At 70.4% G+C, this 4,669-nt stretch carries 2 protein-coding genes; one reads left to right on the forward strand and one right to left on the reverse strand.

Going from position 1 to position 4,669, the window contains the following annotated elements:
- Positions 1–69: 69 nt before the first annotated feature.
- Positions 70–2,052: an FAD/NAD(P)-binding protein gene (locus AB4Y67_RS18935; protein WP_441407298.1), complete on the reverse strand. Its 1,983-nt coding sequence runs from the start codon at positions 2,050–2,052 to the stop codon at positions 70–72.
- A gap of 133 nt (positions 2,053–2,185) precedes the next feature.
- Here AB4Y67_RS18935 and AB4Y67_RS18940 point away from each other — a divergent pair, with 133 nt between their 5' ends.
- Entirely contained in the window at positions 2,186–4,477 is a 2,292-nt protein-coding gene (locus AB4Y67_RS18940; protein WP_441407299.1) for a prolyl oligopeptidase family serine peptidase, read from the forward strand.
- Positions 4,478–4,669 lie beyond the last annotated feature (192 nt).

Consider the following 4,669-nt stretch of genomic DNA (forward strand, 5'->3'; position numbering starts at 1 on the left):
GTCCACTGCGCAGCCCGGACGGAGGGCATGCTCATTTTGCATGGACCCTTGCGGGCCTTCCGGGGCCCGTCAGGACCCGAGGATGGCCCGGGCAATCTCGTCGGCGTCCCGCAGCGTGCGCTGGCCGCTGCGGTACACCGGCCCGCTCTTCGGCCGGGCCTCCGCCGCAATGGCCGTTCCCCACTGCACGGCGGACAACTGCAGTCCGAGGACATAGAGGCCTTCCGTCACCGAGCCATTCGCGCCCAGCGGACGGTACGGGTGCGGGGCCACGTCCAGCCCCGACGTCGGCACCGGAGTCCCTTCCACCGTCATCATGAGCCGGGGGCGGGCCAGGCCTTCGGCAAGCAGCTGCTCCAGCAGGGGCGACTCGTTGACCGGGACCCTGTTGGCCGGCGCCAGCGCCTCGATCATGGCCACGGCATTCACCACTTCGCCGCCGTCGTCGTCGCTGTTCCCCACCCAGGGCGACACCGCCGTGAACGTCCGGGTTTTGCGGTCCACCCCGAACTTCGGGTCCGGCCCGACGAACCGGACCACGCCGGCGCTGACCAGGGCCGCGAGCTGTTCGGCACGCAGCGCCGGCGGCCCGCTGGCCAGGCCCTCCACAAACGATTCGAACCAGCCACGGAGCCCGGCAACCCACGATTCATCGGTGATGCCACCGTCCGCGACGGCTGTCTTCAGGACCGCCCGGCCGTGGTGCAGGGCGCCGATGGTCATCTTCACCGGGTCGTCCTCCCCCAGCGCGGAACGCCGGGCGTCGTCGAGCAGATACTCGACGACGGCGCCGTCGAGTTCCGCGCGGGAAGCGAACGACCGCCCGGCGAGCGGCGCCGCGAGTCCGAGCAGGTTCATCCGGTGGGCCGGGCGGAGGTGGACGTCCAGGACGGAGTCCACCAGGTCTTCCCATTTAGCGGCGGAGTGGGCATGCGGGCGGAGGGCCTCCTCCAGCGCCGTCAAGAACTCCTTCGGATCCGTCAAGATGGCACCCGGCTGCGAGCGCGCCAGCGTCGAGTAGTAGGCCCAGAGGGCGTCGCGGTGCAGGAGCGGCCAGAGGTCGTGGTCGAAGGCGGGCCGGATTCCCGCGTCCGCGAATTTCGCCAGGGCGTGCTCGGTGCAGTACTTCAGCGTCACAGCGTCGGGGTAGTAGCCGGCGAGGGTGGCCTTGGCCCGGTACGGGGTGCCGCGCCGCGAGGCCGCAATAATGAGCGGTTCACGGCCGGAGGGAAGGTAACCGAGCCGGCCGTCCACGCCGGGCAGGAACYGGCCGCCGCGGCCTTCGGTCAGCTGGCCCATGGCATCGAAGAAGTTCAGGCCCATGCCGCGCACCAGCACCGGTTTGACGGCCGGCACCAGCGACCAGTCGACGTCGGCCGGGGCGGCCGGAGGCAGGTACTGGAGCCCGAACTCCTCCGCCGCCGCCTGCAGTTCGCGCTGCTCGGGGCTGAGCCGCGACTCGAGGTGGCCGAGCGCCAGCACCACGGAATCGACGGTGAGGACCCCGCCGTCGGCGAGTTCGACGTCGAACGTCACCCGGCCGCTGTCCCCGTCGCCGGCCCCCAGGGTGGCAGTGTGGCGGACCGACGTCGCCGTTGTGCTGTGGAAGTCCACCGTGGCGCCGGCGGGGAGGCAGGACAACAGCTCCTCCAAGGTCGAGCGGAGGTAGCGGCCGTACAGGGCCCTGCTGGGGAAGTCCTCCGAGGCAAGCCCGGACAGTTCGGCGCGTTCCCCGGCAGTGAGGGCGGGGTGGGGCTGCTCCCGCTGCAGTTCACGCCAGCGGTCGAAGGTGTGCCCGGCCAGCGGCGGCGCGAGGTCCGGGTCCTCGGGGATGACCGTGGGGTAGAACGACTGGGTGTTCATCAGGTAGAGCCGGGACTGGCCGGGCTGCCAGACATGCCCCGGACCCGCGGGGTATGGATCAATGACGTCGATGTGCAGAGCGTCGTCCGGCCCGGCGGGCACCCAGTTGGCCAGCAGCCGCTCCAGCACGCTCGTGCCCCGGGGACCGGCGCCAATCACTGCCGTCCGGATGCTCTGCGATATGCCCACGGCATCCAGCGTATCCGCTGCGGGCCCGCGGCCTTGACGTGCCCGGCCTGCCGGACGGCCCCGGGACGCGGTCCGCGGGCGCCGGGCGCCGCTTGACTTGCTACCGGCGCGCCGATGTTGCTTGGATGGAAAAATGACCACCACTGAAGCTGCTCCCCCGCCCGCGTCCGACCGTCCCGCCGGGGCCGCAACTGATGGAACCGCCCCCGAACCCGTCGACGAGAACGTCTGGCTCGAGGAGATCTACGGCGCTGAACAGCTTGCCTGGGTCCGGGAACAGAACGCCCGCACCGAGGAGCTCCTGGAGGACGCGGAGTACTCCGCACTGGAAAGCAGCATCCTCGAGGTGCTGGACTCCACCGACCGGATCGCAATGGTGGGCAAGCACGGGGACTGGTACTACAACTTCTGGAAGGACCGGCAAAACCCGAAGGGCCTGTGGCGCCGGACCAGCTGGGACAGCTACCGCGGCGGATCACCGGAGTGGGATGTCCTGCTGGACGTAGACGCCCTGGCCGCAGCGGAAGGCGAAGAATGGGTCTTCCACGGCGCCGGCTTCCTGCGCCCGGCCGAGGGCGAGCCGCACCGGCTGGCGCTGCTTGCCCTCTCCCCCGACGGCGGCGACGCGAACCGCTACCGCGAGTTCGACGTCGAGACCCGCAGTTTCGTGGACCCGGCGGCCGGCGGCTTCGACCTGCCGACAGCGAAGGGCAACGCCTCCTGGCTCGACGCCGACACTCTGCTGGTCGCTTCCACGGCCGAGGGGCTGCCCAGCACGACGTCCTCCTACGCCCGGACCGGCGTCAAGCTGCGCCGCGGCGAATCCCTGGCCGCGGCGGAACGGCTGTTCGAAATCCCCGAGGACCACATGATGGCCCTGGTGGCGCACGACTCCACCCCGGGCTTCGAGCGGACCTTCGCAGTGGACTGGATCAGCTTCTTCGAGAGGACCACCTCGGTGCTGCGCGACGGGCAGTGGGTCCAGCTCGACGTCCCGGTGGACGTGAACCTCAGCTCGCACCGCGAATGGCTGCTTTTCCGGCCCCAGAAGGACTGGACCGTCGGCGCAACGACCTACCCGGCGGGCTCCCTGCTCGCCGCGGGGTTCGAGGCCTTCCTGGCCGGCAGCCGGGACCTGTCCGTGCTGTTCACCCCGGACGAGCACACGTCCCTGCAGTCCTGGAGCTGGACGCGGGACTTCCTGCTGCTGAACCTGCTCCGCGACGTCTCCTCGGAGATCCGGGTCCTCGATCCGCAACAGCCCGGGACGGACACCGCCTGGGCCTCGACCGTGCTGGACGCCTGCCCGCCGCTGCACGACGTCAATGCCTACGCCGTCGACGACGAGGACACCGCCAGCGGCTCGGATGACGACTTCGACACTGACGGCACCGACGGCGCCACAGCGGTGTCCGAGGTCGAGGCGCCCGGAGCCGGGAACGACTTCTGGCTCGTGGCCACCGGTTTCACGACGCCGAGCACGTTGACCCGCGGCACCCTGCGGCGGGCGGGCGGGGGCGGCGTGGACAGCACGCACGAGGTGGTCCGGACGTCGCCGTCGTTCTTCAACGAAGAGGCCTACGAGGTCCAGCAGCACTTTGCCGTGTCCAAGGACGGCACGAAGGTGCCGTACTTCCAGGTGGCGTCCAAGGATCTGGTCTTGGACGGGCAGAACCCCACGCAGCTCTCCGGCTACGGCGGCTTCGAAATCTCCCGGACCCCCGCCTACAGCGGCGCGATCGGCCGGGCCTGGCTGGAACGCCGCACCGAGGAATCCGCAGGCCACGAGGGCGACGCCCCGCACACCCGCGGCGGCGTCTACGTGGTGGCCAACATCCGCGGCGGCGGCGAGTACGGGCCCTCGTGGCACCGCGCTGCCCTGCAGGAGAAGCGGYACCGGGCCTACGAGGACTTCGCCGCGGTGGCGGCGGACCTGATCTCGCGCGGCGTGACCTCGCGGGCGCGGCTCGGCTGCGTGGGAGGATCCAACGGCGGCCTGCTGGTGGGGAACATGCTCACCCAGTACCCGGAACTCTTCGGCGCCGTCTCCTGCGGGGTCCCGCTGCTGGACATGCGCCGCTACACCAAGCTGTCCGCCGGCTACTCCTGGATCGCCGAATACGGGGACCCGGACGTGCCGGACCAGTGGGAGTTCATCAAGACGTTCTCGCCCTACCACCTGCTCCGGGACGGGGTGGACTACCCGGAGGCGTTCATCTGGACCGCCACCTCGGATGACCGGGTGGGGCCGGTCCAGGCGCGCAAGATGGCCGCCCGCATGCAGGCGATGGGCATCCCCAACGTCTGGTTCCACGAGGCACTGGAGGGCGGCCACGCGGGAGCCTCGGACAACCGCCAGGCCGCCGCCCTGCAGAGCCGCAGCCAGCACTTCCTCTGGCGGGCGCTGGCAGGCCGGAGCGCCTGACCCCGGACAAAGCAACGCGGGGTCACTCTGCGCCCATCCGGCGGTCTCAAAGTCAATTGGTCGTTGCAACAACTGGGTTTAGGCCGCGGTGGCAATGAGTTGGCGCATGCGTTGTTTGGGGGTCTCGAGGTTGAGCGTGGGACGGGGCCGGTTGTTGAGTTTGTCGGCGATGATCTCGAGGTCCTCGGCGGT

Origin of the sequence: Arthrobacter sp. YAF17, from assembly GCF_052113365.1 — a bacterium.
GTDB lineage: Bacteria > Actinomycetota > Actinomycetes > Actinomycetales > Micrococcaceae > Arthrobacter.